Source organism: Haematospirillum sp. 15-248 (genome assembly GCF_012102665.1).
In the GTDB taxonomy this organism is placed as follows: domain Bacteria; phylum Pseudomonadota; class Alphaproteobacteria; order Rhodospirillales; family Rhodospirillaceae; genus Haematospirillum.
The window spans coordinates 22530-46797 of the sequence record NZ_JAAVTF010000009.1 but is presented as its reverse complement, the minus strand read 5'-3'; the positions used below and the strand labels follow the sequence as shown (position 1 = coordinate 46797).

Here is a 24268-nt window from a genome sequence, read left to right as displayed (position 1 = left end):
CTTCCCGATCAGGCTTTCAGGAACCTCAGGATGCGCTTGTTCTCAGAAAACAAGCGCGGCATGACAGCGCCAACCAGGCTGAGAAGCGTGGGGGCAAGTTGAAATTCAACCTGAAGCGTCGTTTCTCCATGCACAGGGCATGACCATTGCACAGTCAGGCTGGACAGTCCAAGCGTGCACAAATGGATTTGCCGGGCTTCAACTGGAGGCATACCATCGCATTCCATCGACAATACAGAGGGTCCAGCGTTGCCCGCGCTCCTACGGAAGGTCAGATAGCAATCTTTGGAAAGAAGAGCACAGGCCAAACCATGACCATCATCGTGCCACTCAACATCTGTGGCAACAAAGGCAAGTTCCATCTTGCACGATTCTCCGAAAAATAAAGAAAGAGGCTCTTTCACCTCCACCTCAAATAATGTGTAGACGTACAATATCAGCGAGACTTGAAAAGAAAAGAAGAAACGCTCACATCCGCGTGATCTCCTTTTGTTGCGCAGCAGCCGTGTTTACGCACCAATACATTCCTTCACCTTGAGATGCATGAAGACGTACAATACAATCACCATGCCATTTCAAAATGGGGGAAGAACCATGGATGCACTGTCAACGGCCAGCACCTTGGAAACCATGGGGCGCCTTGCAACACGCCGGAACATGATGACGTCATTTGTCCGTCAGCAAGGAAATGTCGATAAATTACTGGTCGAAACCTTGGACAAAGCAAGCCAGAGAAGCGCTATACTCTCTGCACCTGGCCCCGGTCGCGGGCTGAACGTGGATATCTCAGTCTGAGACAACGAGTACTTCACGTCAAGCCTGTGTCAAGAATCAAGAAAGGCACGACAATAAGGAAGAGTCGTGCCTTTCTTGGCTTGAAGATCGTTCAGAAATCAAACATTGAACAGGAAGTGAAAGACATCACCGTCCTGAACAACATATTCCTTGCCTTCCAGACGCAGACGCCCAGCCTCACGCGCGCCGACCTCTCCCTTGCAGGCGATATAATCCGCGCAAGATATCGTCTCGGCACGGATAAAACCGCGCTCAAAGTCCGAGTGAATAACGCCGGCTGCCTCGGGGGCCTTTGCACCACAGCGAACTGTCCAGGCGCGCGCTTCCTTGGGACCAACCGTGAAAAAGGTCAATAAACCAAGCAGAGCATGCCCGGCCCGGATAATCTGGGATAATCCGGCCTCCTGAAGGCCCAGATCTTCAAGGAAAGCGGCCTTCTCATCCTCATCGGGCAACTGGGCAACCTCGGACTCAATAGCCGCAGAAATCACCACCATTGCCGCGCCTTCCGCCTCGGCTTTCCCGGCAACTTTGGCCGAAAACGCATTGCCTGTTGCGGCTGCGCTCTCCTCAACGTTGCAGACGTACAGGACAGGCTTGGCTGTCAGCAGCTGGAGCAAACGAAAAATTTTGCCTTCATCCGCTGAAGCGGGCACAAAAAGACGTGCAGGCTTTCCGGCACGCAACAGATCAAGGACAGGCTCCATGACAGCCAGATGGTCCTTGGCCTCTTTCTCTCCTGAACGTGCTTTCTTCACGATCGGAACAATGCGTTTTTCCAGACTTTCCAGATCCGAGAGCATCAGCTCGGTCTCGATCGTCTCTGCATCACGAAGCGGGTCCACACTGCCTTCGACGTGCGTGATATTGTCATCTTCGAAGCAGCGCAGCACATGAACAATCGCGTCTGTCTCACGGATATTGGCCAGAAATTGGTTTCCAAGCCCCTCACCTCTGGAGGCTCCCCGCACCAAACCCGCAATATCCACAAACTCCAGACGGGTCGGAATAGTCTCTTTGCTACCGGCAATCCCGGCCAGAATATCAAGGCGCTCATCCGGAACAGACACACGCCCCGTATTGGGCTCAATGGTACAAAACGGAAAATTCGCCGCCTGGGCTGCTGCCGTTGATGTCAGCGCATTGAAAAGGGTGGACTTTCCCACGTTGGGCAGTCCGACTATACCACAATTGAAGCCCATTCAGGCGCTCCCTTTATCTGTATCTTGTGTTGCCTCGCCGCCCGATACTGCGGCAGGCTTTTCTTTCTTCGGACGAGGCGGTTGGGTCGCTGTTGTGACCCGGTTCATGAACCCCGCATGGTCCCCGTCAAGGATCAAATGAAAATGAAGGGACACCGCATCAAGGAAAGGGGCCAGCCATACAGAATCCGACTTGGCAAAGTCACCCAGAACCCACTTGTTGACCAAAGCCTTGTCGTGCGGTCGACCAATCCCGAGACGAACGCGCCAGTACGCATGCCCAAGGTGCGCGTCAATATCGCGCAACCCATTATGCCCTGCATGCCCCCCGCCCTGCTTTATACGCAAGCGCCCGGGAGACAGCTCCAGCTCGTCATGCAGCACAAGAATATTAGACAGGGGAATCTTGTAAAACCGGGCAACTTCTCCAACACACAGGCCAGACCGGTTCATGAAGGTCATGGGCTTGAGCACCATCACACGCTGCCCGGCAATACTGCCATCGGCCAACTCGCCATGGTGTTTGCTGCGCCAAGACGAAAAGGAATGGCGACGAACCAAAGCGTCCGCCGCCATAAAGCCGACATTGTGGCGGTTTCCAGCATACTCCGCACCCGGATTACCCAGACCAACCACAAGCCACATTGCTTTTCTTCCTCTACAGGTACCCCGGAAGAATCCGGGAAATACCTTTTATTCTTCACTGGCAGCCTCTGCAGCAACATCAGACTTCAAGCCTGAAGGTGCTGTAATGGAAGCAATGGTAAAGTCACGCTCTGTCACAGAGGGACGGACCCCTGTCGGCATCGCAATGTCAGAAATATGCACGCTGGCATTCAGCGCCACATTTGACAGATCAACGCGGAACGATTCGGGCAGGTCATCTGCCTTGGCAATAACAGGAATGCTGTGACGCACAATATTCAGCACACCGCCCTGCTTCAGACCCGGGCACTTGTCCTGGTTCACAAACTCGACCGTTACATCGGCATGAACCGGGGTATCGCGATTGATACGCAGAAAGTCAATATGCTGCGGCGCGTCGGTCACAACGTGAAATTGCACGTCATGGGCCAGAGCACGGTGCTTTGTTCCATCCGGCATTTCCAGATCATACTGGCGGCTGTAAAAACCGGACTTATGAAGGGCCGCAACAAGCTGACGCGGGTCCATCTGTACCAGCACCGGAGCCTGCCTGTCGCCGTAGATGACGCCAGGAACAAGCCCCTGACGACGGACGGCGCGGGCTGCCCCCTTACCTGCCTTTTCGCGCGCTTCAACCTTGAAGGTAACAACATCAACCATGGTTGGATCTCCACAATAACATACCACGGCCAGCCTCCAGGGGTGCTGACCCGGGCCCGTCGCAAAGACGGGAATGGGGCGTCATACACCAGTCGGGCCGGCATTGCAACCGACCCGACCCAGACCTTCCATCAATGCAGGAAGCCATAAACCATGATCATCGCAATGGAAGCAGGTGCAACAACCTTTAACACCCAACCCCAGATAGTTGACAGCGGAAAGGCCAACGTACCGTCATTTGACACCTCTGCACTGATCCGGGGCCATACAATCCAGCCCGCAAAGATACAAACAGCCAAACCGCCGGCAGGAATCATGACCTTGGTTGTCAGATAATCCAGCAAATCCATAAAGCCCATGCCGAACAGGGTCATGTCGGACATGACACCAAATGACAGGGAGCTGGGAATACCGATCAAGAACGCCACCCCGCCCAGAACAAGGACTGCAGTCTTGCGCGAAACCCGCAGTTCATCCATCAGATAGGCAACTGGAACCTCCAGCAAGGAGACCGACGATGTCAGGGCAGCAAAGAGCAGCAGAGCAAAGAAGGCTGTTCCAAACAGAACACCACCGGTTATTTGCTGAAAGATACCGGGCAAGGTAATAAAGGTCAGACCCGGACCAGCCCCCGGCTCGATACCGAAAGCAAACACAGCAGGCATGATAATAAGACCAGCAAAAATCCCGACGCCTGTATCCAGAACAATGATCCACAGCGTTGAACGCTGGATATTCTGTGAACGATCCAGATACGAGCCATATGTAATCAGGATACCAAGCCCGATCGACAACGAAAAGAAGGCTTGGGACAAGGCCGCAACCAGCGTATTGCCACTGAACTTCGAGAAATCGGGCCTGAGGTAAAACTCAACGCCGGCAGCAGCCCCATCCAGGGTCACAGCGCGGACAGCAAGGAACACCAGAATAAGGAACAAGGCCGGCATCAGGAACTTGTTGCAACGCTCGATTCCGGAGCCAATACCACGAAGAACAATCAGAACGGTCATCAGCATGAATAAGGCATGATAAACCAATGGCTCAATCGAGTTACTGACAAACCCGTTAAACACACCTGTCAAGTCAAGCCCTGCCTCCATAAGGGAGCCATCAATCATCTTGACAATGTAAGCCAGGGTCCAGCCACCGATAACACTGTAGAAGGTCAGCACAAGAAAGCCGGAAAGAACACCGAGGTAACCCGCCAGTGACCATGCGCCCCCTCTCAGGTTTGCAAATGTACCAACAGGATCCTTCTGCGCGGCGCGTCCCAAGGCAAGCTCTGCCAGAATAAGCGCGGCGCCAATCGTCAAAGCCAGGACAAGGTAGGTAATGACAAATACAGCACCACCATTCTGTCCCACAAGATAAGGAAATTTCCAGACATTACCCAAACCAACCGCTGACCCTGCAGCGGCCAGTATAAACCCAAGCTTTGAGCCCCAATGCTCGCGCGTCATTATAAAATCCTTTATTTTCTGTAACCGACCAACACCCCGTAGAGAAGTCGGACCCGGCTGCGCACCCGGATAACCGGTTTGTTTCTTTTTATAACCCCTTGCAAAATTGCCGGGACAACACGGTATGCACAACAATGCAACCCGATGAAAATAGTTTTCGATTAATTGTTTTCGGTCAATCTTTTTTCTTCATAAAAAAAGCGGCCCTTCTACCAGAATGAGCCGCTACACAAACACTATGAGGCAGAAGTCAGTCAAACAAGCTGGACACAGACCGTTCGTCAGAAATACGGGCAATCGCTTCTGCCAAAAGAGAACTGATCGAAATGGGACGGATATTGGATGCCATACGAACCGATTCCGTAGCCTGGATCGAATCCGTGACAACCATTTCCTTCAGCGGCGAGGCGGCAACCCTTGCAACAGCACCACCGGACAGAACGCCATGGGTCACATACGCCGAGACGGCCGTTGCACCGGACTCTGTAAGAGCAACAGCAGCATTGCAAAGCGTTCCGGCCGAATCAACAATATCATCAACCATAATGCAGGTACGGCCACGAACATCGCCAATGATGTTCATGACCTCGGAAACACCGGCCCGTTCCCGCCTTTTGTCGATAATGGCGAGATCAGCATCGATACGCTTGGCCAAAAGGCGCGCACGGACAACACCACCAACGTCCGGGGACACAACCATCAAACGCTCGCCATCGTATTGCTGACGAATATCATTGGCAAAAACAGGGGCTGCAAACAGATTGTCCACCGGAATGTCGAAGAAACCCTGAATCTGGCCGGAATGCAGGTCAAGGGTCACAACGCGGTTGGCACCGGCCTGGGTAATGAGGTTGGCAACCAGCTTGGCTGTAATCGGCGTACGGGGGCCTGTCTTGCGGTCTTGACGCGCATACCCGAAATAGGGAATGACCGCAGTGATGCGGCGTGCCGAACCCCGGCGCAGGGCATCAAGGGTAACAAGCAGCTCCATCAGGTTGTCATTGGCGGGATAAGAGGTCGGCTGAATAACGAACACGTCCTCCCCGCGCACATTCTCATGGACCTCAACAAAGATTTCCATATCCGCAAAGCGACGGATACTGGCATTGGTCACATCAAGACGCAGGCAGGCCGCAATCGACTCAGCCAGCGGGCGGTTGGCGTTGCAACCCAGAACTTTCATGAAAGCAGTCTCCCGCTGCAGGGCAACAGACACAGTGTCAACATACATCCCCGCACAGCGGCTATCCCGAGATTCCGGTCCAAGGGCGGGCGGACCATAACAACCCTGACATCTCCTGTAAACAGGGATCAGGGACCATGGCTCCCCGTTTTATGATCACTGCGTCGTACCGCCTCGACAGAGGCTTTGCGCGAATCCAGCACATCAAGAACACCGGCACTGCCACCTTGGGCAATCAGGACCGCCAAGGCTGGAAAGCGTGCCTTCAATGCAGCATCCGGCACCACGTTCTCCTGCGTCACGGTACCGGGACTTTGGCCCGAAGAGTCCTCCACATACCACGCCATCCGCACCAGGGATTTCCCCTTGCCTTTGTCAGACACAGGGTGATGCGACAGGGTTCCCGTTACCGTCAACACGTCAGAACCAGGCGAAGCCACATCACCTGGTTGCTGAACCGGGATACCATCCTGACGCAGGGCAACCTCCATGGCGCGCTGCAGCAGACGCCCTTGCGTATCCGGCAAACCGCGGATAACGACCCGCAGCACAACATCCCCTGATCCACCGGAAGGACCGTTGCCATGAGGAGAATGGCTACCAACCTCCCGCTCCAGAAGCGGAACCACAGCAGCAACCACGCTTGCGCGATCCTGGTCGGGATTCTGGGTAATCCGTTCGATATCCGCCCCATCAGGCCCCGACAGGGACCAGCGTAGAGCGCCGACATCATACTCCTCGGCCTCACCACGAAAGGTATAGCCAATGCCATGGGGGGCGAAGAAAGCCGGAATCCCGGCAATCCTGAGAGCATGCACCATATCTTCGGCAGCTTGCCTGTCCTGCGGAGCAGGCAGGCCCTTTACAGGAGGAACCGCGACACCGAAAGCCCCGGGCAACATGGCAAGGGGAGCAGACGCACCGCCGGACACATGGGAGAAAGGACGCGGCACATCACCACACGCTGACAGGATCGTCCCTGCCAACATCAAGGCTGATACAAGGAAACCCCGCCCCCTCATGGCTACTCCTGCGGTTCAAGCATAATAACGGAAATCTGACGCCCTACCGGCCCCTCTTCCCGCAAGGTTGCCCGTCGGTGGCTGAAGAAACGGTCCTCCTCACGGAACGTGTCACATGGCGTTGGCATAATCGTACCAACATCCAGACGGGCAAGCTGCCGGGCCACATACCCCGGAAGATCAAACAGGAAATGACCCGCCCGGCGGGATGGGGCCAAGAAACGGTCATCATCAGGATCCCGTGACAGGATATGCTCCGGAAAATCAGGTCCAACCTCGTAGGAACGCTGGGCTATGCAGGGGCCAATGGCCGCCGCGATGCGGCCCGGCTTTGCCCCCAGCGCAACCATCTTACGGACCGTGCTGTCAAGAATACCGCCAACGGCACCGCGCCAACCCGCATGGGCCGCAGCCACAACACCAGCCACCCCATCCGCCAAAAGGACAGGGGCGCAGTCAGCGGTCAGAACAGCCACTGCCATACCCGGTGATGCTGTAACCAAGGCATCCGCCACAGGAATCGCGCCATCCAGAAACGGGGCCTCAACAACCACAGCGTGAGCCGTGTGGTTCTGGCTGGCAAGAACAAGACGGTCCGGAGAAAGATCAAAAGCACCGGCAACACGGGCGCGGTTGGCCAGAACCCGCACAGGATCATCACCAACAGACAAACTGACATTCAGGGAGGCAAAAGGCCCCTCCGAAACACCGTCATGACGCGTGAAGAATCCGTGGCGAACCTTGCTCAGGCTGTTAAGGGCAGAGACAGTAATCATCAACAGAACTCAAACCCGGGAGGAATAGAAAGATCGGGGCTATGAACACACAGAACCTTGAACAGGGAGCCCATCTCCGATGGATGTATCAAACGGCGCAATCCTGATGAAAGATTCATTGCACGCGCTGAATCAACACCGGCCGCACGCGTCAGGACGCGCCCCCTCTGCTCTGCCCCCAGCGACGACAGGAAACGGCCCTGGCCAACAGGCCCACACACACTGGCCCCGGCAGCCCGCGCAACCTGGGTCAATCGTTCGAAATCAACATGGGACGTCAGATCGGTATTCCCCGGATCCTCCAGCGGCGGAACAAACGCATGGTTCCGAACCGCTTGCAGGGTATCACCGGGCGCACTGCGTGCATAACCATAATCCACCAGCAGCATAGCACCTGCCTCGCGCAGAAAACGGCCGGACAAGGTATCAACAATAGCGCAGGCCGCCGGGCAAATCTCTGCCACCATGCCGACATCAGGCTCATCAAACCAGACATCCACAGGATCACCGGCTGTTGTCAGAACAAAATTGCCCGCATCATCCACTGTCACATGACGGCGCAACCATCCAGACCGGGTATATTCAAACTGCTCGATCGGCAAGGCGTCAAAAAATTCATTGGCCAGAACCAGCAGCGGACCATCAGGAAGAGAAGAAACCCCATCATGCCAAGATACCGGTATGTGCGGACTCACAGCCTCCAGAGCCTGGTGCTGGAGCTGCCTGAGCACGGGACTACGCTCGACCAGATGGACGGATGCAGCCTCCAGGAAACCCGGCACACACCGGACAACCCGCAGAACATCGGCCATCAGAACGCCACGCCCTGGCCCAAGTTCGACCAGGGAAAACGACGCGGGAGACCCCATGGACTGCCACACCACGGCAGCCCACAACCCGACAATTTCGCCGAAAACCTGGCAGATCTCGGGGGCTGTCGTAAAATCACCATCCTGTCCGAAGGCACGACCGCTGGCGTAATAGGCATCCGCAGCCTGCTGCATGAAAGACACAAGCGGAACCGGTCCCGTTGCAGCAATTTCAGCACGCAAACGGTCACCCGCAGAACTCACGCCGGACGTTTCCATGCCCATGACATCAACCAGATTCCAAACACGACCATAGGCAGGGACAGGATCTGCCCCATTGATATCCCTCCCCAGAATACACCAAGAAAGGCATCCGGTTCGCGAAAGAATTCGACAAAAAACCGGGCACATCCGTAACCGGCCATGCCAACACCCGTCAGCACGCCAAAGCGAAGACGAACAGCCGGGAAACGAAAAAAGAGCACATGCATGACAACCAGCAGCGCCAGCCCTTCCAGGCCGGCCTCATACAGCTGGCTGGGATGACGCGGATCGGGACCAGCGCCGGGAAAGACCATGGCCCACGGCACAACGGATGGATCGGCAACACGGCCCCACAGCTCACCATTGATGAAGTTGGCCAAGCGCCCGAGCATAAGCCCGAGGGGTGCAACCATGGCCGCAAGATCAAGCAAGAAGAGCAACGGGATGCCCCGGAACCGGCAAAACAGGATGGTTGCAACCAGAACACCCAGAAAACCGCCGTGAAACGACATGCCGCCATGCCAAAGCGCGGCGACTTCCAGCGGATTGTGAAGATAATAATCCGGTTTGTAGAACAGCACGTACCCCAGGCGCCCCCCCAGAACCACACCCAATGTAACCCAGACCAGGTAGTCATCGATTTCGGGATCGCTGAGAAGAATCATCCCGCTGCCCGCTATACGACCTGCCAGATACTTCATCAACTGCCAACCACCGAGCAAGCCGGTCATATAGGCCAACGCATACCACCGGATAGCCAGGGGACCAATCTGCAGGGCCACCGGATCAAAAGCCGGAAACATCAAGGGTTCACTCATTCACACATACCCGGCAACGTATCAGGGGGAAAACAGCTCTATCCTATCAACGATAGGGATCCGACTGGGACAGAAAGTCTTTGACGTACCGCGTCACCCCCTCCTCAACCCCGGTAAAGGGCTTGGTGTAACCCGCAGCCCGCAGCCGGTCCATTTTCGCCTCTGTAAAGTACTGGTACTTGTCACGGATTGGAACCGGCGTATCAATATAACGTATGTTCGGTTCCAGCCCCAGGGCACGATAGGCGGCAGCCGCCAAATCAAAGAAAGAGCGGGCCTTGCCTGTCCCCAGGTTATACAGCCCGGAAATCTGGGGATTATCCAGAAGCCACATGATCACATCCACGACATCGCCAACCCAGACGAAATCCCTGAGCTGACCCCCATCCTTGTAAGCCGGATTATGGGAGCGGAACAGGTTGAAATGGGTGTTCTGGGCTGCATGGGGGTATACTTGGGACACAACGCTGGACTGCTGCCCCTTGTGGTATTCATTAGGCCCATACACATTGAAAAACTTCAGCCCGACCCATTGCGGCGGCATCTTCTTCTTCTGGGCCAGGCGGCGGGCTACCCGGCGGTCAAAAAGATGCTTGGACCAACCATAAGCATTCAGGGGACGCATTTTTGCCAGGTGCGCAATGCTGGCATCATCGTCAAAGCCATTGCTGCCATCCCCGTATGTTGCACCGGACGACGCATAAATCAGGCGGATCCCATGCATCGCACACCACCGCAGCAAGGCGATGGAATAATCAAAATTGTTGGTCAGGATCTTGTCGACATCTTTTTCGGTCGTCGACGACACAGCCCCCATATGCAGGATGGCCTTTATTTTCGTGCGGTGTTGCTCAAGAAAATCGAAGATACGCACTGGCTCGACAATGTCAGCCAGCTCCCGGTGAGCAATGTTCCGCCACTTGTTGCCGTCGCGCAACCTGTCAACGACAACCAGATCTTCACAACCCCGGTCTTCAAGGGCTGCCAGGACGTTGGATCCGATAAAACCGGCACCACCTGTCACTACGTACATTGCTCTGTCTCCTCCCGTCGGAGCCTTCGTGAACACCTATGTCGGACGATACCCATCCCATACATACGACACACGGCGTGAAGTTCCGTATGAACCGTTATAGGCGGCGCATCGACAACCGGCAAGAACCATGCGGTCACAGTGCCTTCTCGGCAATGCCTGCAACATATTGCGACAAATGAAAGGCCACTCCATAATGGAAATGTGGCGACATGGAAAAGCCATGCGCCCAAGTTCCGGAGGACTGTTCAATGCAAACCCGCAATCGCTTGTTTGATGATGTTGCCCGCGTTGCCGGGGGGGCGCTTGGCGCCTTGTCCGGTCTGCGGGAGGAACTGGAAATCCTGGTCCGCAGCCGGGTCAATCGCATCCTCGCAGACATGGACCTGGTCAACCGCGAGGAATTCGAGGCCGTAAAGGCCATGGCCGTCCAGGCCCGGAACGATGCAGATGCCATGAAAAAGAAGCTGGCCGAGATGGAGCGGGCATTGCAGGGGGTCTCTGACCCAAAACATGGAGAAGCCACACCACACGGTGGCAAAGGCACCAATCCGGGGCGAAAAGCGGCAGACAAACCCAAGCCCTGAAGAGATATCCCCAACAGGTGGGGTGTCAGGCATATATTATCCACAGAATATTGAGTGCATGATGGGCTTATTGCTTGCGTGACACAGTATGCTCTGGCACGGTTCGGTTGTCGCCGGGTGGATCTGTGCATCCTGTCTTGAGAGATCAGGTCCACTGCATCCACGATCAGGGGAGATACCTGGATGCCCGCTATTGCTGCAGACGAACCGTTTACAGAAGACAGTATTGACCATCCCATCAACCGCATAGAACGTCTGGCAACCCGCAATGCCTGGATCTTCGAACGCAGAAGCGAGGCCGAGGCCGCCGTCCAAATTCCGGGACAATGGGGTTCGTGGTGCCTTTACCTTGTTCTGGCGCGCGAACTGGATGTGCTGCACCTTTCGTGTACATTTGACATGAAAATACCCGATGATGCCAAGGAACGGGTTCTCGAGCTTCTTGTTCTGCTGAACGAGCGCTGCTGGATCGGTCACTTCACCATCTGGCTGGATGAAGGCATCCCCATGTTTCGCCATACCTTGCTGGCGCCGGAACTGACTGTTACAGACAACACAGTAGAAGATATGATCGATATTGCTGTTGCTGAATGTGAACGGGTCTTTCCAGCCTTTCGTTTCGTTCTGGAAGAGGGTATGGATGCCCGGCGCGCCGTCGATGCCTGCCTGTTTGATGTTGCGGGGGCAGCCTGATAGAAAAGCATGCCTGCCCTGCCGGGCATCATGCTCATAGGCAAAGCGCGTAACGCAGCGTACAGGGTCCGGAGATATATTTGTGCTTTCCCCATTGATGCCCGTTATTCTTGTTGGTTGCGGAAACATGGGACAGGCCATGCTCTCCGGATGGCTGCACAGTGGCTTTGACCCCGGTAATATTCTTGTGATCGCCCGCAGGGGACATGCGGATCTTCCTGAAGGCGCTCAGCATCCTGATTTACGGGTCCTGCGGGATATCGGTGATCTTCCCCGCACCCAGAAAGCCTCGGCGGTTGTCTTTGCTGTCAAGCCAGGGGCAATGGCTGGCGTCATGGGTTCATGTCGTTTCTTGGTCAACCCAGAAACCGTCTTTCTTTCCGTAGCAGCCGGCATCGCCTTGAAAACCCTGCAGGACGGCCTTGGATTGCAGGCACGCAGCGTGCGAGCCATGCCCAATACACCTACGGCTGTCGGGCGCGGGGTGACCGCCTTATGCGCTGGTCCGGGCGTGGGTGAGGAACAAAAGAAGCTGTGCCATACTCTTGGCGAATCGACCGGACTGGCTGTCTGGCTTGATGACGAACGCCTGATGGACGCCGTCACAGCCCTGTCCGGATCAGGCCCTGCCTATATCTTTCACATGACAGAGGCACTGGCAAAAGCCGGGGAGGCCCTTGGGCTGCCGCCCGGGTTGGCCACTGCCTTGGCCCGGCATACCGTATGTGGCTCCGGGGAATTGATGTACCAATCAGCGGACACAGCGGAACAACTGCGCCAATACGTGACAAGCCCGGGCGGTACGACAGAAGCGGGATTGGCCGTCCTTATGCCGGAACTAACACCCCTGATGACAAGAACCCTTCAAGCCGCAGCCGAACGAAGCAGATATCTTGGGACAAGGGAATCCCACGCTAATACCATCAAGAATAGCCAGGGCGCGGAACAATAACGCTCATAGCGATTTTTGCGCTGCAATATACACTTGACCCCTATTCTGGCGTACCGTACCATCAAGTATTGCAGCGCTTCGGGGTGGGTTGCTGGCATTGCCTGTTCCTATTGTCTCCGTGGCATCGGTCTCCTTGTACATAGGAAAGATCTCAAACATGGCGTACAAGACTGAAATGCCGTTCGATTTCGACGTAAGCCGCCTGATCGCCGACATGAAGGTGCCGGGAATTGACGTGGATTCCATTGTTTCATCACAGAAAAAAAACATCGAGGCGCTGAACGCTGCCAATAAAATGGTTTTTGACGGTTTCCAGACCATCATGAAGCGCCAGGCCGAAATCCTGAGGCAAACTGTAGAGGATACCTCCGCTCTTTCTTCACGTCTGACAAGCGTGGATAACCCGGGGGATCAGTTTGTGCGCCAGACAGAACTGGCCAAGTCTGCCCTGGAGACCAATCTCGCCAACGCCCGCGAGCTGGTCGACATGATGACAAAGTCGCAGAATGAAGTTCTCAATTTGCTGAGCGCCCGGATGTCACAATCCATGGACGAAATGAAAAGCATGATTGAGAAATCCGTGAAAAACGGACCGGCAGGCGGCGGCAAGTCTTCATCAAAAACAGCCGCAAAAACAGCCGAACGCTGATCGACCAAGCGCCCTACACATAAACCACTGTCGCAGCACGCGGCAGTGGTTTTGTTATGGGCAGGCCACGACAACAGCCGCGCACGATACCAACGGCTATTGGGATTAGAAAACCCCGCCAAGATAGCGGCGGGGTCTATAACGTTACACGCTGCGATAGCTAAAAATCAAGGCAAGGCATCAACGAGCGCCTGGGCAACTGTCACACTTTTACGAGCAGCCGCAGCTTCAGAGGGCGTTTCCGCCTCCTGCAGAACAGCAAGCGCGGACTGAAGCCGCGCCACCGCAGCTTCACGGTCTATCTCATCAAGAGGAACCGCCTCTTCCGCCAGAAGCGTGCAGCGCTCCGCCGTCACCTCCGCAAAACCACCGGCGACAAAGATCTTGCGAACCGGGCCTGTCCCACGATGAACTTCAACAACACCGGGGCGAACCGTTGACAGGAAAGGGGCATGCTGCGGCATCGCACCAAAATTCCCCTCAACCCCAGGCACGACAACCATCTCCGCTGGCTCGGAAACCAAAAGACGGGCCGGAGAAACAAGTTCAAATTCAAGCGTTTCAGCCATAAGCACGCGGCTCCAAAGCAATCAGAACAAACCAGGGCAAGACGCCTGGCACCACCCCGGTACGGATCAGGCTGCAGCAGCCAGCTTCTTGCCTTTCTCCACCGCTTCCTCAATGGTTCCAACCATATAGAAAGCCTGCTCCGGCAGGTGATCATAGTCACCGTTGACGATACCACGGAACCCCTTGATGGTCTCTTCCAGTGCAACGAACACACCGGGAGTTCCCGTAAAGACTTCCGCAACGTGGAACGGCTGGGACAGGAAGCGCTGGATCTTGCGCGCCCGGGCAACAGTCAACTTGTCATCTTCAGACAGCTCGTCCATGCCCAAAATGGCAATGATATCTTGCAGCGCCTTGTAGGTCTGTAGAATTTCCTGAACGCGACGGGCAACAGCGTAATGCTCTTCACCCACCACACGCGGATCAAGGGCACGAGACGTGGAATCAAGAGGATCAACGGCCGGGAAAATAGCCTGCTCGGCAATGGCACGCGACAGCACTGTTGTTGCATCAAGGTGAGCAAACGATGTGGCTGGCGCAGGGTCTGTCAGGTCATCGGCCGGAACATAGATTGCCTGAACCGACGTGATCGATCCCTTTTTGGTGGAGGTGATACGCTCCTGAAGGGCACCCATATCCGTTGCCAAGGTTGGCTGATATCCAACGGCCGACGGAATACGCCCGAGCAGGGCCGACACTTCGGAACCAGCCTGCGTAAAGCGGAAGATATTGTCCACGAAGAACAGCACGTCCTGCCCTTCCTCGTCACGGAAGTATTCCGCCTGGGTCAAACCCGACAGGGCAACACGGGCACGGGCACCCGGAGGCTCGTTCATCTGGCCATAAACCAGAGCCACCTTGGAATTGGCACCTTCCAGATCAATAACCCCGGATTCAATCATTTCATGGTAAAGGTCGTTCCCTTCACGGGTGCGTTCACCAACACCGGCAAAAACAGAATAACCACCATGGCCTTTGGCAACGTTGTTGATCAATTCCATGATCGTCACGGTCTTGCCAACACCCGCACCACCGAACAAACCAATCTTTCCGCCCTTGGTATACGGAGCCAGCAGATCAATAACCTTGATTCCGGTCACCAGGATTTCCGTATCGGTTGACTGCTCGACAAAAGGCGGGGCCGGACGATGGATCGGGGAACGGCGACTGGTCGGGATCGGACCACGTTCATCCACAGGCTCACCAATCACATTCATGATGCGGCCCAGCACTTCTTTCCCTACCGGGACCGAGATAGCACTGCCTGTATCACGGACTTCCTGGCCACGTACCAATCCCTCGGTCGAGTCCATTGCAATGGTGCGGACGATGCCTTCACCAAGATGCTGAGCTACTTCCAAGACCAGACGGTTTCCACGATTATCCGTCTCCAGTGCCGAAAGAATAGCGGGAAGATCACCGTCGAACTTCACGTCCACAACGGCGCCAGTAACCTGGCTGATAGTACCGACGTTTTTGTTCGCCATGGCTTGACGCTCCTGTTAGGCCGGTTGTTCAAAACCGGAAAGTCTCTGTTTATCACTGCACCCGGAACCGCATAACAGTACCGGCTGTTCCGGAATGCTAGATAGCCTCAGCACCGGAAATAATTTCGATCAGTTCCTTGGTGATCATCGCCTGACGGGTCCGGTTGTAAACCAGCGTCAGCTTGTTGATCATGTCACCGGCATTCCGTGTGGCATTGTCCATTGCACTCATCCGTGCGCCCTGCTCGGAAGCATCGCTCTCCAGAAGAGCCGAGAAAACCTGCATGGCTACATTGCGCGGCAACAGATCAGCCAAAATTTCTTCTTCACCAGGTTCATACTCGTAAACCGGGCGAGCAACGCCGGAAGTAGAAGATTCAGGCGATGGAACCTCAGGCGGAGAAAACGGAACAAGCTGCTGCCGGGTAACTTCCTGCGAAATCGCAGAACGGAACTTGTTGTAGATCACCGTGCAGACATCAAACTGACCCGCGTCAAACATAGAAAGGATGGTCTGCGCCACATCATTTGCCGAACCAAATTCGGCCCCACGACGGGTCATTCCCTCACGGGTACCGATAATCAGGCCAGCATACTCGCGGCGCAAGGCATCACGACCCTTGCGTCCGATGCACAGAACCTTGACGGTTTTTCCCGCAGCGATCAAATCCCGGATCATGTTTCTGGCTGACCGCACGACGTTGGCATTGAAGCCACCACAAAGCCCGCGATCCGCTGTCATAAGGACAACAAGGTGAACATCATCACGGCCGGTTCCTGCCAGAAGCTTCGGGGCACCGGAAGAGCCGGCAACCGAAACGGCCAACCCCGCCAGCATACGCCCCATACGCTCTGCATAGGGGCGCCCGGCTTCTGCAGCATCCTGGGCACGACGCAATTTGGATGCCGCAACCATTTTCATGGCGCTCGTGATCTTCCGGGTATTCTTCACCGAGTTGATCCGAACGCGGAGATCCTTGAGGCTAGCCATCGGCTGTCAGGCCTTCTTTCACTCGAAATACTCCCCGGCGATAACCGGGGCACTCCGTCTGGTTCAAACTACCTGTTCCCGACATAGCCGGGAACAGTACGCGACACCCTTGTCTCAAGCAGCAAAAGCTTTGGCAAAGCCATCCAAGAACGCAATCAGTTTCGCTTCCGTTTCCTTGGAAATAGCCTTCTCAGAACGAATGGCCGCAATCATATCCGCGCCCTTGTTCCGCATCTCTGCCAACATCTCACGCTCATAGCGGTTAACAGCAGACACAGGCAATGAATCCAGATAGCCGCGCGTACCGGCAAAGATTGAAACAACCTGCTCTTCAACCGGCATGGGGCTGAACTGGGGCTGCTTCAGAAGCTCGGTCAGGCGGGCACCGCGGGCCAGCAGCTTCTGTGTTGCCGGATCCAGATCCGAGGCAAACTGGGCAAAAGCCGCCATTTCCCGATACTGGGCCAGATCCATCTTGATGGTACCGGCAACCTGCTTCATTGCCTTGATCTGCGCCGCAGAACCAACGCGGGACACAGACAGACCAACGTTCACAGCCGGACGGATACCCTTGAAGAAAAGGTCTGTTTCCAGGAAAATCTGGCCGTCGGTGATAGAAATCACGTTGGTCGGAATATAGGCCGAAACATCGTTTGCCTGGGTTTCAATAACCGGCAGAGCTGTCAGCGACCCCTTGCCCGCAGCATCACCAAGTTTTGCCGCACGCTCCAGAAGGCGGCTGTGCAGATAGAACACGTCGCCCGGATAAGCTTCACGTCCGGGAGGACGGCGCAGCAGCAGCGACATCTGACGATAGGCAACCGCCTGCTTGGACAGATCATCATAGAAGATAACCGCATGCATGCCGTTGTCGCGGAAATACTCACCCATGGTGCAGCCTGTATAGGGCGCCAAGAACTGCATGGGAGCCGGCTCGGATGCGGTAGCAGCCACCACAATGGTGTAGTCCAGCGCACCGTGATCTGCCAAGGTCTTCACAACCTGGGCAACAGTGGAACGCTTCTGACCAACTGCCACATAGATGCAGAACAGCTTTTCGCTGTCGTTGCGAGCCGCATCATTGACTTTCTTCTGGTTGAGAATGGTGTCGATGATAACCGCAGTCTTGCCTGTCTGGCGGTCCCCGATGATCAGCTCACGCTGGCCGCGCCCGATCGGGATCAGGGAGTCAATGGCCTTCAGGCCGGTTTGCATCGGCTCATGAACAGACTTGCGGGGAATAATCCCAGGAGCCTTGACGTCAGCCATGCTCCGCGACACATCAGGCAAAGCGCCCTTGCCGTCAATCGGATTGCCCAAACCGTCAACCACACGGCCCAGAAGCCCCTTGCCAACCGGAACATCCACAATGGAGCTGGTGCGGCGAACGGTGTCCCCTTCACGGATCGAACGGTCATCACCAAAAACAACAACACCGACGTTGTCTGTTTCCAGGTTAAGAGCCATTCCCTTGATGCCGCCGGGAAACTCGACCATTTCACCGGCCTGGACCTTGTCCAGGCCATGAATGCGGGCAATACCGTCACCGACGGAGAGCACACGACCAACTTCGGCGGATTCAGCTTCGGTGCCGAAGCTGGCAATCTGTTCCTTGAGGATAGCGGAAATTTCCGCGGCGCGGATTTCCATCACCCGACCCCTTTCATGGCAAGCTGAAGACGTTGCAGCTTTGTGCGAACGCTGTTGTCAACCATCCTTGACCCAATTCTTACGATCAGACCGCCAAGGATGGACGGATCAATTGTGGAGCGGACAGCGACGTCCTTGCCCACAGCCTGACGCAAGGCGGCAGACAGGGCTTGGGACTGGCTGTCGGAAAGCTTTCTGGCAGAAACAACCTCGGCCGTTACCTCGCCGCGCGCGGCGGACAGGCGCGCCAGATACGCCGCTATAATGCCGGACAAAGCTGGCAAGCGACGGTTTGTGGACAAGAGACCAAGAAAATGACGCGACAATTCGGAAAGACCAGCTTTCTCGGCCAGCGCGACAATACCCTTCCGGTGTTCCTTCCGGGTAACAACGGGAGAGGCGATCAGGCGCCTCAGGTCAGCGCTCTCATCAAGCATGGACTGGAACCGCCGCAAGTCTCCGGCCACCTGGTCAAGCACACCGCGTTCCTCGGCAAGCTCATACAGCGCCAAGGCATATCGGTCTGCCAAACCTTTTGTTCCTGCAATTTCGGATGACACGTTCTGCTTGCCCCGGGAAAACAAAAGAATACAGGTGGGTAGAAATCTTCTGAAAGCTGTTTTTCAAACGTCTGGAAACCGGAGAAAGGATCAAGGCCCCCTCCGGCGCGGTTGGTTGGTAACATAACGCGTCCTGCGTTGCAAGCACCTGACGCCCACACATGCTGTCATACCCGGTACAATCCGGTCACAGAAAACTGTACGGATCGACATCAATCTGGACCCGCACCCGCCCGGACAGAGGAACACGGGAAAGCCACGACCGCACGATCGGTTGAATGCGCACACTGCGCGGCGCCTTCAACAACAAACGCCAGCGGTACAAACCTCTCAGTAAAGCCATGGGAGCCGGGGCAGGCCCCAGAACCTCAACCTCCGGCATGGACGGTGCCACCCGGGCCAGGGCACGTGCTGTCTGTTCGACACGGGACGCATCCGGGCCAGAAACGATCAAGGCGGCCAAACGTCCGAAAGGCGGCATTCCCATCAAACGACGCCCCTCGGCCTCCGCTTCCAGAAACACAGCGGGATCCCCTCCGGCCAGCGCCTGCAAAACAGGGTGGGAAGGCTGGAAAGTCTGGAGGAGAACCTTTCCCGGTCGATCACTGCGTCCGGCCCGGCCGGCAACCTGCGACAACATCTGATAGGTTCGCTCCGCCGCGCGCAGATCACCACCAGACAAACCAAGATCCGCATCAACAACCCCGACCAGTGTCAGGAACGGAAAATGGAGCCCCTTTGCCAGCACCTGCGTGCCAACCAGAATATCTACATCACGGTTCTGCACCTGCTGGACCAAAGACGCAACGGCGCGCGGCCCTGACAGGGTGTCAGATGCAACCAGCGCCATGCGGGCATGAGGGAAGCGGCCTGCCACTTCCTCAGCAATCCGTTCAACGCCCGGGCCGCAGGCTGCAAAATCATCCGGCGCTTCACAGGACGGGCAAAAGTCAGGACGGGCAACATAATATCCGCAATGATGACACTGCAGACGCGCATGGCGGCGATGCTCCACCAGCCACGCCGTACAATGCGGACACTGCAAACGATGCCCGCACGTCCGGCACAATGTCAGGGGGGCATAGCCGCGACGGTTCAGGAACAGCAGTGCCTGCTCTCCCGCAGCAAGAGTCTGCTCCAGGGCATTCACCAAGGTTGGTGCCAACCATGACGGGCCCCACGCCCCCGGCTCGGGACGATCACGACGCACATCCAGAATATCGACGTCCGGCAGAACCGCTGCACCATGACGGCTGCCCAGATGCACACGATCGTAGCGCCGTTCCCGCCCGTTGATAACGGTCTCCAGGGATGGCGTCGCTGATGCCAGAATAACCGGAATGCCCGCCAGATGCGCACGGGCCACAGCCATGTCACGGCCGTGATAGACCACACCGTCTTCCTGCTTGAAGGCCGCCTCGTGCTCTTCATCCACAACAATCAGGCCCAGCTTGGCATACGGCAGGAACAGCGCAGACCTGGCCCCCACGATGACAGAGGCTGTCCCGTTGGCAACCGCGCGCCAGGTCCGCCGCCGAACAGCCGACGAAAGATCGGAATGCCACTGCGACGGCAAGGCGCCAAAACGCACCCGGAAACGCTCCAGCCATTGCGCGGTCAGAGTAATTTCCGGCAACAGGACCAGCACCTGCAAACCAGCCCGCAGCGCAGAGGCAACGGCTTCAAAGTAAACCTCCGTCTTGCCGGATCCGGTCACGCCTTCAAGGATCGTACAGCGGTATCCATGCCCTACAGCATCTACCAGCCGGGCTGCGGCCCGCTCCTGATCCGACGACAGAACGGGGCCGGCAAGGGTCCCGTCCGGCATGGCATCAGCGGGCACACTATCGGCAACAGCCTGCAAAAGGCCGGCCTCCGCAAGACCACGCACAACCGATACGCTGACACCAGCCAGCCGGGCCATATCCGACAGGGATAACGGAACAGCCTGCCCGGCCATGACATCACGCACCCGCAGCCGTGCCGGCGTCATGCGAGGCATTTCCGCACGATCTGGACCATCACCAGCCCAGCGCCACAGGGAACGGGCAGGCTCCTCCTCCAGCGCATCGGCAACAGGTAAAACCATCTTCAGGACAGCGCCGGGGGACGCCATTGTCCAGGCCGCAACCCACTCCACAAAACGCCGCGAGACGGCAGGGATGTGGGGGGCATTCTCAAGCACCGCATCCACCGGCCGAATGCGAGCGCGATCAAGCATGCCCGCCCCCGGCCCCCAGACAATGCCGCAAACCATCTTCCGCCCCAACGGAACCCGCACCGCAGTGCCGGGCCTCAGGGTCATGCCGGATGGTACACTATAGTCATAGGGCCCCTCCACAGGCAGCGGCAAAAGAACTGCCACAATGCTTCCTTCGACAAAACAAGCATCATCAGCCCCGCAGTCATCCGCAGGCAAACGCGGGGACAGGGATGAAAGGGCAATGTCTGGGGTGGGATTGGACTCCGGCATGGGCTACACTCTAACCGGACGGGCCCAAGGATACCATGCCTTCGTAAGCCTGAATTCCGATCCTGCGTATTCAGCCACAGAGATTCTCCTGCCATGAAATTCTTTCTTGATACCGCCGATGTTTCCGAAATTCGCGCCATGGCCGACATTGGCCTTGTCGATGGCGTGACCACCAACCCGACCCTGGTTGCCCGCTCGGGCCGCAAGTTTGTCGAAGTGGTTCGTGAGATCTGCGACCTTGTCCGTGGTCCGGTCAGCGCCGAAGTGACCGCGACCGACTTTGACACCATGATGCGCGAGGCAGAAGTTCTGCGCCGCATATCCCCGAATGTAGCCGTCAAGGTTCCCCTGACAGCCGATGGGCTGAAGGCATGCCGTGCCATTACCGGCGACGGGGGCATGGTCAATGTCACGCTGGTGTTCTCCGCTGCACAGGCCATTCTGGCTGCAAAGGCCGGGGCAACGTTTGTATCCCCGTTTGTCGGACGGCTGGATGACCTGTCCCACGACGGAATGGCCCTGATCGATGACATTGCCACGATCTTCGCCAACTATCCTGCCATCCAGACCGAAATTCTGGCCGCATCGATTCGCTCGCCCCTGCATGTGGTCGACGCAGCCCGCATGGGTGCCCACGTGGCCACCATGCCTGCCAAGGTCATGGAGCAGATGATCAGCCACCCACTGACACGCAGCGGCCTGGAAACCTTCCTGTCCGACTGGGCCAGGACCGGCCAGTCCATCCTGGAGGGCTAGGGTGATGAACCCCGGCACCCGAGATCCGGTTCCACAGCCCCTGTCACCTTCGGACGTGGAACTCTTCCTGAAGTCCAACCCGGATTTCCTGATGGAGCGACCGGAGCTGATGGCATCCCTGCTGCCGGACCGTGATCTTGGGGCCGGGGTGGTTGATTTCCAGGCACGTGCCCTCAAAGCCCTGCGCACAGAAGCTGACGAGCTGCGGGCAGGAGCCCGGGAGGTCATACACACCGCCCGCGAAAATATGAGCCTGCAGAACGCAACCCACCATGCCGTTGTCGCGCTTTTGGGGGCCGAAAGCCTGCAAGACCTGATGATTGCCCTGACCCAGGATGTACCCATGATGGTGCACGTGGATCTGGCGGCCCTGATCTGTGAACCAGGCCTGCCCCTTCCCCTTGCCGGTCAGGTCATCCAGGTTCCGCATGGTGAAATTGACCGGCTGCTGGGGGACAGTGACGTGCGTCTGCGTCCTTTCTGCGGAACCGGAGCAGCTCTGTATGGTGAAGCATCGGCCTTGATCCGCTCCGATGCGCTGGTGCGCTTGCGACATTCCGGCCACCCCCCTGCGGTTCTGGCCCTGGCCAGCCGGGACACGGGAACCTTTGAACCCGGGCAGGGAACCGAACTTCTGGTTTTCCTTGCCACCGTCCTTGACTTCTGCCTGATACGCTGGCTGACCCGTGACTGATCTCCACACCTGTACCGCCGCCGACCTGCACCACGCCATTGATGAATGGCGCAGCTGGCTCTCGGCAGAACGACGCTGCAGCACACATACGCTGGATGCCTACACCCGCGACCTGGCAACTTTTCTGAACTTTCTTGTTCATTTCCACGGCACCGTTCCTGACCTGCCTACCCTGACAGAGCTGAAAGGGTCTGACTTCCGGGCCTTCCTGGCCGCACGAACGCAGGAAGGGCTGTCACGCCCCTCGCTGGCACGCGGGCTGTCAACGTTGCGCAACTTTTTCCGCTTCCTGGACCGGGCGGGTTTTTGCAGCAACCCGGCTTTGAAAACCGTCCGAACCCCCCGCCAGCCACAACACCTCCCCCGCCCCTTGAGCGAAGATGCCGCGCTGGAAGCCATTGCAAGTGCATCAGCCCTGCACGATGAACCATGGCTGGCAGCCCGGGACACCGCTTTACTTCTGCTGTTGTACGGATGCGGCCTGCGCCTGGGGGAAGCCCTTGGCCTGACAGTCAGCCAAAGCCCGGCTTCAGACAGTATGGTGGTCACCGGCAAAGGCAAACGGCAAAGGGTCGTCCCCGTGTTGCCGATGGTCCGGGAAGCCATTCTGAAGTATCGCAACGCATGCCCATGGCCGGAATACCCGAACCGCCCGCTGTTCCTGGGAACACGGGGCAAGGCCCTGAACCCGGGCGTTGTACAGCGTCAGGTGCGGCGGTTACGGGTGCTGCTCAACCTTGATGAAAACGCAACACCACACGCCCTGCGCCACAGCTTTGCCACACACCTCCTGGCCGGCGGAGGAGACCTGCGCACCATCCAGGAACTTCTGGGTCACGCCTCGCTCAGCACAACACAGCGCTACACAGCCGTGGATGACAGCCGCCTTCTGGAGGTGCATCGCTCAGCGCACCCCCGTGCCTGAGAACAGAAGACCTAGGCCAGCATGGAACGCAGCATCCAAGCCGTCTTTTCGTGCACCTGAAGCCGCTGGGTGAGCAAGTCTGTTGTTGACTCGTCGCGGGCATCTTCCGCCAGGGGAAAAACATCCCGCGCCGTACGGGCAACAGCCTCGTGCCCTTTCACAAGCTGGGCAATCATGTCCTCGGCTGCTGGCACGCCGGTCTCTTCCTTCAGGGACGTCAGTGCCGAAAACTGCTTGTACGAACCAGGCGCATAAGCTCCAAGGGCGCGGATACGTTCTGCCACCAGATCAACAGCCAAGGCCAGTTCATTGTACTGGGTTTCAAACATCATATGCAGGGTATTGAACATCGGACCGGTAACATTCCAATGGAAATTATGGGTCTTGATGTAAAGTGTGTAGGTATCGGCCAGAAGACGGGAAAGACCATCAGCAATCTTCAGTCTCTGTTTTTCGGGAATACCGATATCAATTTTTGTTGCCGGTGCAGAAGCCGTCTTGCGGGACATACGGTTTTCCTTTCGCCATGCAGGAAAAGACGATGGGAACAACCCAGATGGTATGACAGCGCAACAGAGACGTACAGACATATTCCTGCCGCTACACAGACTCTG

At 56.8% G+C, this 24268-nt stretch carries 26 protein-coding genes; 8 read left to right on the top strand and 18 right to left on the bottom strand.

What is annotated here, in order from left to right; all coding sequences use genetic code 11:
• Positions 1-8 precede the first annotated feature (8 nt).
• Positions 9-362 (bottom strand): hypothetical protein, encoded by a 354-nt coding sequence (locus HEQ72_RS08600; RefSeq protein WP_168020432.1) that lies wholly within the window; start codon positions 360-362, stop codon positions 9-11.
• A 232-nt stretch (positions 363-594) separates the two neighbouring features.
• On the opposite strand from HEQ72_RS08600, the gene HEQ72_RS08595 reads away from it, so the two are divergent.
• The gene (locus tag HEQ72_RS08595; protein ID WP_168023124.1) at positions 595-795 is read left to right on the top strand and encodes a hypothetical protein; all 201 of its coding nucleotides are present in this window, start codon (positions 595-597) and stop codon (positions 793-795) included.
• 98 nt (positions 796-893) lie between these two features.
• Here HEQ72_RS08595 and ychF read toward each other — a convergent pair whose 3' ends face one another.
• The 10 genes from ychF to rfaD all read right to left on the bottom strand — a co-directional run bounded on the left by ychF (position 894) and on the right by rfaD (position 10667).
• Positions 894-1997 carry a redox-regulated ATPase YchF gene (gene ychF, locus HEQ72_RS08590; RefSeq protein WP_168023123.1) on the bottom strand — a complete coding sequence of 368 codons (1104 nt, stop codon included), beginning with the start codon at positions 1995-1997 and terminating at the stop codon, positions 894-896.
• On the bottom strand, positions 1998-2642 hold the full coding sequence (gene pth, locus HEQ72_RS08585) for an aminoacyl-tRNA hydrolase (RefSeq protein WP_168020438.1): 645 nt from the start codon (positions 2640-2642) through the stop codon (positions 1998-2000).
• 48 nt (positions 2643-2690) lie between these two features.
• Positions 2691-3302 carry a 50S ribosomal protein L25/general stress protein Ctc gene (locus HEQ72_RS08580; RefSeq protein ID WP_168020440.1) on the bottom strand — a complete coding sequence of 204 codons (612 nt, stop codon included), beginning with the start codon at positions 3300-3302 and terminating at the stop codon, positions 2691-2693.
• A gap of 131 nt (positions 3303-3433) precedes the next feature.
• Positions 3434-4762, bottom strand: coding sequence for a sodium-dependent transporter (locus HEQ72_RS08575; RefSeq protein WP_168020442.1), 1329 nt, complete (start codon positions 4760-4762; stop codon positions 3434-3436).
• Between the two features lie 250 nt (positions 4763-5012).
• The gene (locus tag HEQ72_RS08570; protein WP_168020444.1) at positions 5013-5945 is read right to left on the bottom strand and encodes a ribose-phosphate pyrophosphokinase; all 933 of its coding nucleotides are present in this window, start codon (positions 5943-5945) and stop codon (positions 5013-5015) included.
• A gap of 128 nt (positions 5946-6073) precedes the next feature.
• Positions 6074-6967, bottom strand: coding sequence for a hypothetical protein (locus HEQ72_RS08565; protein WP_168023122.1), 894 nt, complete (start codon positions 6965-6967; stop codon positions 6074-6076).
• A gap of 2 nt (positions 6968-6969) precedes the next feature.
• Complete coding sequence (pgeF, locus tag HEQ72_RS08560) at positions 6970-7743, bottom strand: peptidoglycan editing factor PgeF (RefSeq protein ID WP_168020448.1); 774 nt, start codon at positions 7741-7743, stop codon at positions 6970-6972.
• Positions 7743-8816 carry a class I SAM-dependent methyltransferase gene (locus tag HEQ72_RS08555; RefSeq protein ID WP_322099227.1) on the bottom strand — a complete coding sequence of 358 codons (1074 nt, stop codon included), beginning with the start codon at positions 8814-8816 and terminating at the stop codon, positions 7743-7745. Before HEQ72_RS08555 ends, pgeF begins: the two co-directional genes overlap by 1 nt.
• Positions 8813-9634 carry a prolipoprotein diacylglyceryl transferase gene (lgt, locus tag HEQ72_RS08550; protein WP_168020451.1) on the bottom strand — a complete coding sequence of 274 codons (822 nt, stop codon included), beginning with the start codon at positions 9632-9634 and terminating at the stop codon, positions 8813-8815. The genes HEQ72_RS08555 and lgt overlap by 4 nt, the downstream gene beginning before the upstream one ends.
• A gap of 46 nt (positions 9635-9680) precedes the next feature.
• Complete coding sequence (rfaD, locus tag HEQ72_RS08545) at positions 9681-10667, bottom strand: ADP-glyceromanno-heptose 6-epimerase (RefSeq protein ID WP_066134149.1); 987 nt, start codon at positions 10665-10667, stop codon at positions 9681-9683.
• Between the two features lie 212 nt (positions 10668-10879).
• Here rfaD and HEQ72_RS08540 point away from each other — a divergent pair, with 212 nt between their 5' ends.
• The 4 genes from HEQ72_RS08540 (at position 10880) to HEQ72_RS08525 (ending at position 13548) form a co-directional block, all read left to right on the top strand.
• Positions 10880-11254: an accessory factor UbiK family protein gene (locus tag HEQ72_RS08540; protein ID WP_245183198.1), complete on the top strand. Its 375-nt coding sequence runs from the start codon at positions 10880-10882 to the stop codon at positions 11252-11254.
• 183 nt (positions 11255-11437) lie between these two features.
• Positions 11438-11947 carry a YbjN domain-containing protein gene (locus tag HEQ72_RS08535; RefSeq protein WP_168020453.1) on the top strand — a complete coding sequence of 170 codons (510 nt, stop codon included), beginning with the start codon at positions 11438-11440 and terminating at the stop codon, positions 11945-11947.
• Between the two features lie 82 nt (positions 11948-12029).
• A complete protein-coding gene (gene proC / locus HEQ72_RS08530) occupies positions 12030-12899 on the top strand; it encodes a pyrroline-5-carboxylate reductase (protein WP_322099228.1) in 870 nt (289 codons plus the stop codon).
• Between the two features lie 157 nt (positions 12900-13056).
• The gene (locus HEQ72_RS08525) at positions 13057-13548 is read left to right on the top strand and encodes a phasin family protein (RefSeq protein WP_168020455.1); all 492 of its coding nucleotides are present in this window, start codon (positions 13057-13059) and stop codon (positions 13546-13548) included.
• 167 nt (positions 13549-13715) lie between these two features.
• On the opposite strand, the gene HEQ72_RS08520 is transcribed toward HEQ72_RS08525, so the two are convergent.
• From HEQ72_RS08520 to HEQ72_RS08495, 6 genes are all read right to left on the bottom strand, one after another.
• Positions 13716-14117, bottom strand: a complete 402-nt coding sequence (locus HEQ72_RS08520; protein WP_168023121.1) for a F0F1 ATP synthase subunit epsilon — start codon at positions 14115-14117, stop codon at positions 13716-13718.
• A gap of 66 nt (positions 14118-14183) precedes the next feature.
• A complete protein-coding gene (atpD, locus tag HEQ72_RS08515) occupies positions 14184-15605 on the bottom strand; it encodes a F0F1 ATP synthase subunit beta (RefSeq protein ID WP_168020459.1) in 1422 nt (473 codons plus the stop codon).
• A 97-nt stretch (positions 15606-15702) separates the two neighbouring features.
• Positions 15703-16596 carry a F0F1 ATP synthase subunit gamma gene (locus HEQ72_RS08510; protein WP_168020461.1) on the bottom strand — a complete coding sequence of 298 codons (894 nt, stop codon included), beginning with the start codon at positions 16594-16596 and terminating at the stop codon, positions 15703-15705.
• A gap of 114 nt (positions 16597-16710) precedes the next feature.
• A complete protein-coding gene (gene atpA / locus HEQ72_RS08505; protein WP_066134133.1) occupies positions 16711-18246 on the bottom strand; it encodes a F0F1 ATP synthase subunit alpha in 1536 nt (511 codons plus the stop codon).
• Positions 18246-18806: a F0F1 ATP synthase subunit delta gene (locus HEQ72_RS08500; RefSeq protein ID WP_168023120.1), complete on the bottom strand. Its 561-nt coding sequence runs from the start codon at positions 18804-18806 to the stop codon at positions 18246-18248. The genes atpA and HEQ72_RS08500 overlap by 1 nt, the downstream gene beginning before the upstream one ends.
• 187 nt (positions 18807-18993) lie before the next feature.
• Positions 18994-21279, bottom strand: a complete 2286-nt coding sequence (locus HEQ72_RS08495; RefSeq protein WP_168020467.1) for a primosomal protein N' — start codon at positions 21277-21279, stop codon at positions 18994-18996.
• Between the two features lie 93 nt (positions 21280-21372).
• On the opposite strand from HEQ72_RS08495, the gene fsa reads away from it, so the two are divergent.
• Genes fsa through HEQ72_RS08480 form a run of 3 tightly spaced genes read left to right on the top strand, consistent with a single transcriptional unit; the run spans position 21373 to position 23654 of the window.
• Positions 21373-22035 (top strand): fructose-6-phosphate aldolase, encoded by a 663-nt coding sequence (gene fsa, locus HEQ72_RS08490; protein WP_168020469.1) that lies wholly within the window; start codon positions 21373-21375, stop codon positions 22033-22035.
• 4 nt (positions 22036-22039) lie between these two features.
• Positions 22040-22729, top strand: coding sequence for a DUF484 family protein (locus HEQ72_RS08485; RefSeq protein ID WP_168020471.1), 690 nt, complete (start codon positions 22040-22042; stop codon positions 22727-22729).
• Entirely contained in the window at positions 22722-23654 is a 933-nt protein-coding gene (locus HEQ72_RS08480; RefSeq protein ID WP_168020473.1) for a tyrosine recombinase XerC, read from the top strand. The genes HEQ72_RS08485 and HEQ72_RS08480 overlap by 8 nt, the downstream gene beginning before the upstream one ends.
• Before the next feature lie 11 nt (positions 23655-23665).
• Here HEQ72_RS08480 and HEQ72_RS08475 read toward each other — a convergent pair whose 3' ends face one another.
• On the bottom strand, positions 23666-24163 hold the full coding sequence (locus HEQ72_RS08475) for a Dps family protein (protein WP_168020475.1): 498 nt from the start codon (positions 24161-24163) through the stop codon (positions 23666-23668).
• Between the last annotated feature and the right edge of the window lie 105 nt (positions 24164-24268).

Coding starts and splice junctions, on each gene's coding strand:
- HEQ72_RS08570 (WP_168020444.1), bottom strand. CDS start 5,945: ATGAAAGTTCTGGGTTGCAACGCCAACCGCCCGCTGGCTGAGTCGATT.
- HEQ72_RS08535 (WP_168020453.1), top strand. CDS start 11,438: ATGCCCGCTATTGCTGCAGACGAACCGTTTACAGAAGACAGTATTGAC.
- HEQ72_RS08565 (WP_168023122.1), bottom strand. CDS start 6,967: ATGAGGGGGCGGGGTTTCCTTGTATCAGCCTTGATGTTGGCAGGGACG.
- fsa (WP_168020469.1), top strand. CDS start 21,373: ATGAAATTCTTTCTTGATACCGCCGATGTTTCCGAAATTCGCGCCATG.
- HEQ72_RS08580 (WP_168020440.1), bottom strand. CDS start 3,302: ATGGTTGATGTTGTTACCTTCAAGGTTGAAGCGCGCGAAAAGGCAGGT.
- HEQ72_RS08495 (WP_168020467.1), bottom strand. CDS start 21,279: ATGCCGGAGTCCAATCCCACCCCAGACATTGCCCTTTCATCCCTGTCC.
- HEQ72_RS08485 (WP_168020471.1), top strand. CDS start 22,040: ATGAACCCCGGCACCCGAGATCCGGTTCCACAGCCCCTGTCACCTTCG.
- HEQ72_RS08600 (WP_168020432.1), bottom strand. CDS start 362: ATGGAACTTGCCTTTGTTGCCACAGATGTTGAGTGGCACGATGATGGT.
- ychF (WP_168023123.1), bottom strand. CDS start 1,997: ATGGGCTTCAATTGTGGTATAGTCGGACTGCCCAACGTGGGAAAGTCC.
- rfaD (WP_066134149.1), bottom strand. CDS start 10,667: ATGTACGTAGTGACAGGTGGTGCCGGTTTTATCGGATCCAACGTCCTG.
- atpA (WP_066134133.1), bottom strand. CDS start 18,246: ATGGAAATCCGCGCCGCGGAAATTTCCGCTATCCTCAAGGAACAGATT.
- HEQ72_RS08575 (WP_168020442.1), bottom strand. CDS start 4,762: ATGACGCGCGAGCATTGGGGCTCAAAGCTTGGGTTTATACTGGCCGCT.
- HEQ72_RS08540 (WP_245183198.1), top strand. CDS start 10,880: ATGGAAAAGCCATGCGCCCAAGTTCCGGAGGACTGTTCAATGCAAACC.
- pth (WP_168020438.1), bottom strand. CDS start 2,642: ATGTGGCTTGTGGTTGGTCTGGGTAATCCGGGTGCGGAGTATGCTGGA.
- HEQ72_RS08510 (WP_168020461.1), bottom strand. CDS start 16,596: ATGGCTAGCCTCAAGGATCTCCGCGTTCGGATCAACTCGGTGAAGAAT.
- atpD (WP_168020459.1), bottom strand. CDS start 15,605: ATGGCGAACAAAAACGTCGGTACTATCAGCCAGGTTACTGGCGCCGTT.
- pgeF (WP_168020448.1), bottom strand. CDS start 7,743: ATGATTACTGTCTCTGCCCTTAACAGCCTGAGCAAGGTTCGCCACGGA.
- HEQ72_RS08525 (WP_168020455.1), top strand. CDS start 13,057: ATGGCGTACAAGACTGAAATGCCGTTCGATTTCGACGTAAGCCGCCTG.
- HEQ72_RS08475 (WP_168020475.1), bottom strand. CDS start 24,163: ATGTCCCGCAAGACGGCTTCTGCACCGGCAACAAAAATTGATATCGGT.
- HEQ72_RS08520 (WP_168023121.1), bottom strand. CDS start 14,117: ATGGCTGAAACGCTTGAATTTGAACTTGTTTCTCCGGCCCGTCTTTTG.
- lgt (WP_168020451.1), bottom strand. CDS start 9,634: ATGAGTGAACCCTTGATGTTTCCGGCTTTTGATCCGGTGGCCCTGCAG.
- HEQ72_RS08595 (WP_168023124.1), top strand. CDS start 595: ATGGATGCACTGTCAACGGCCAGCACCTTGGAAACCATGGGGCGCCTT.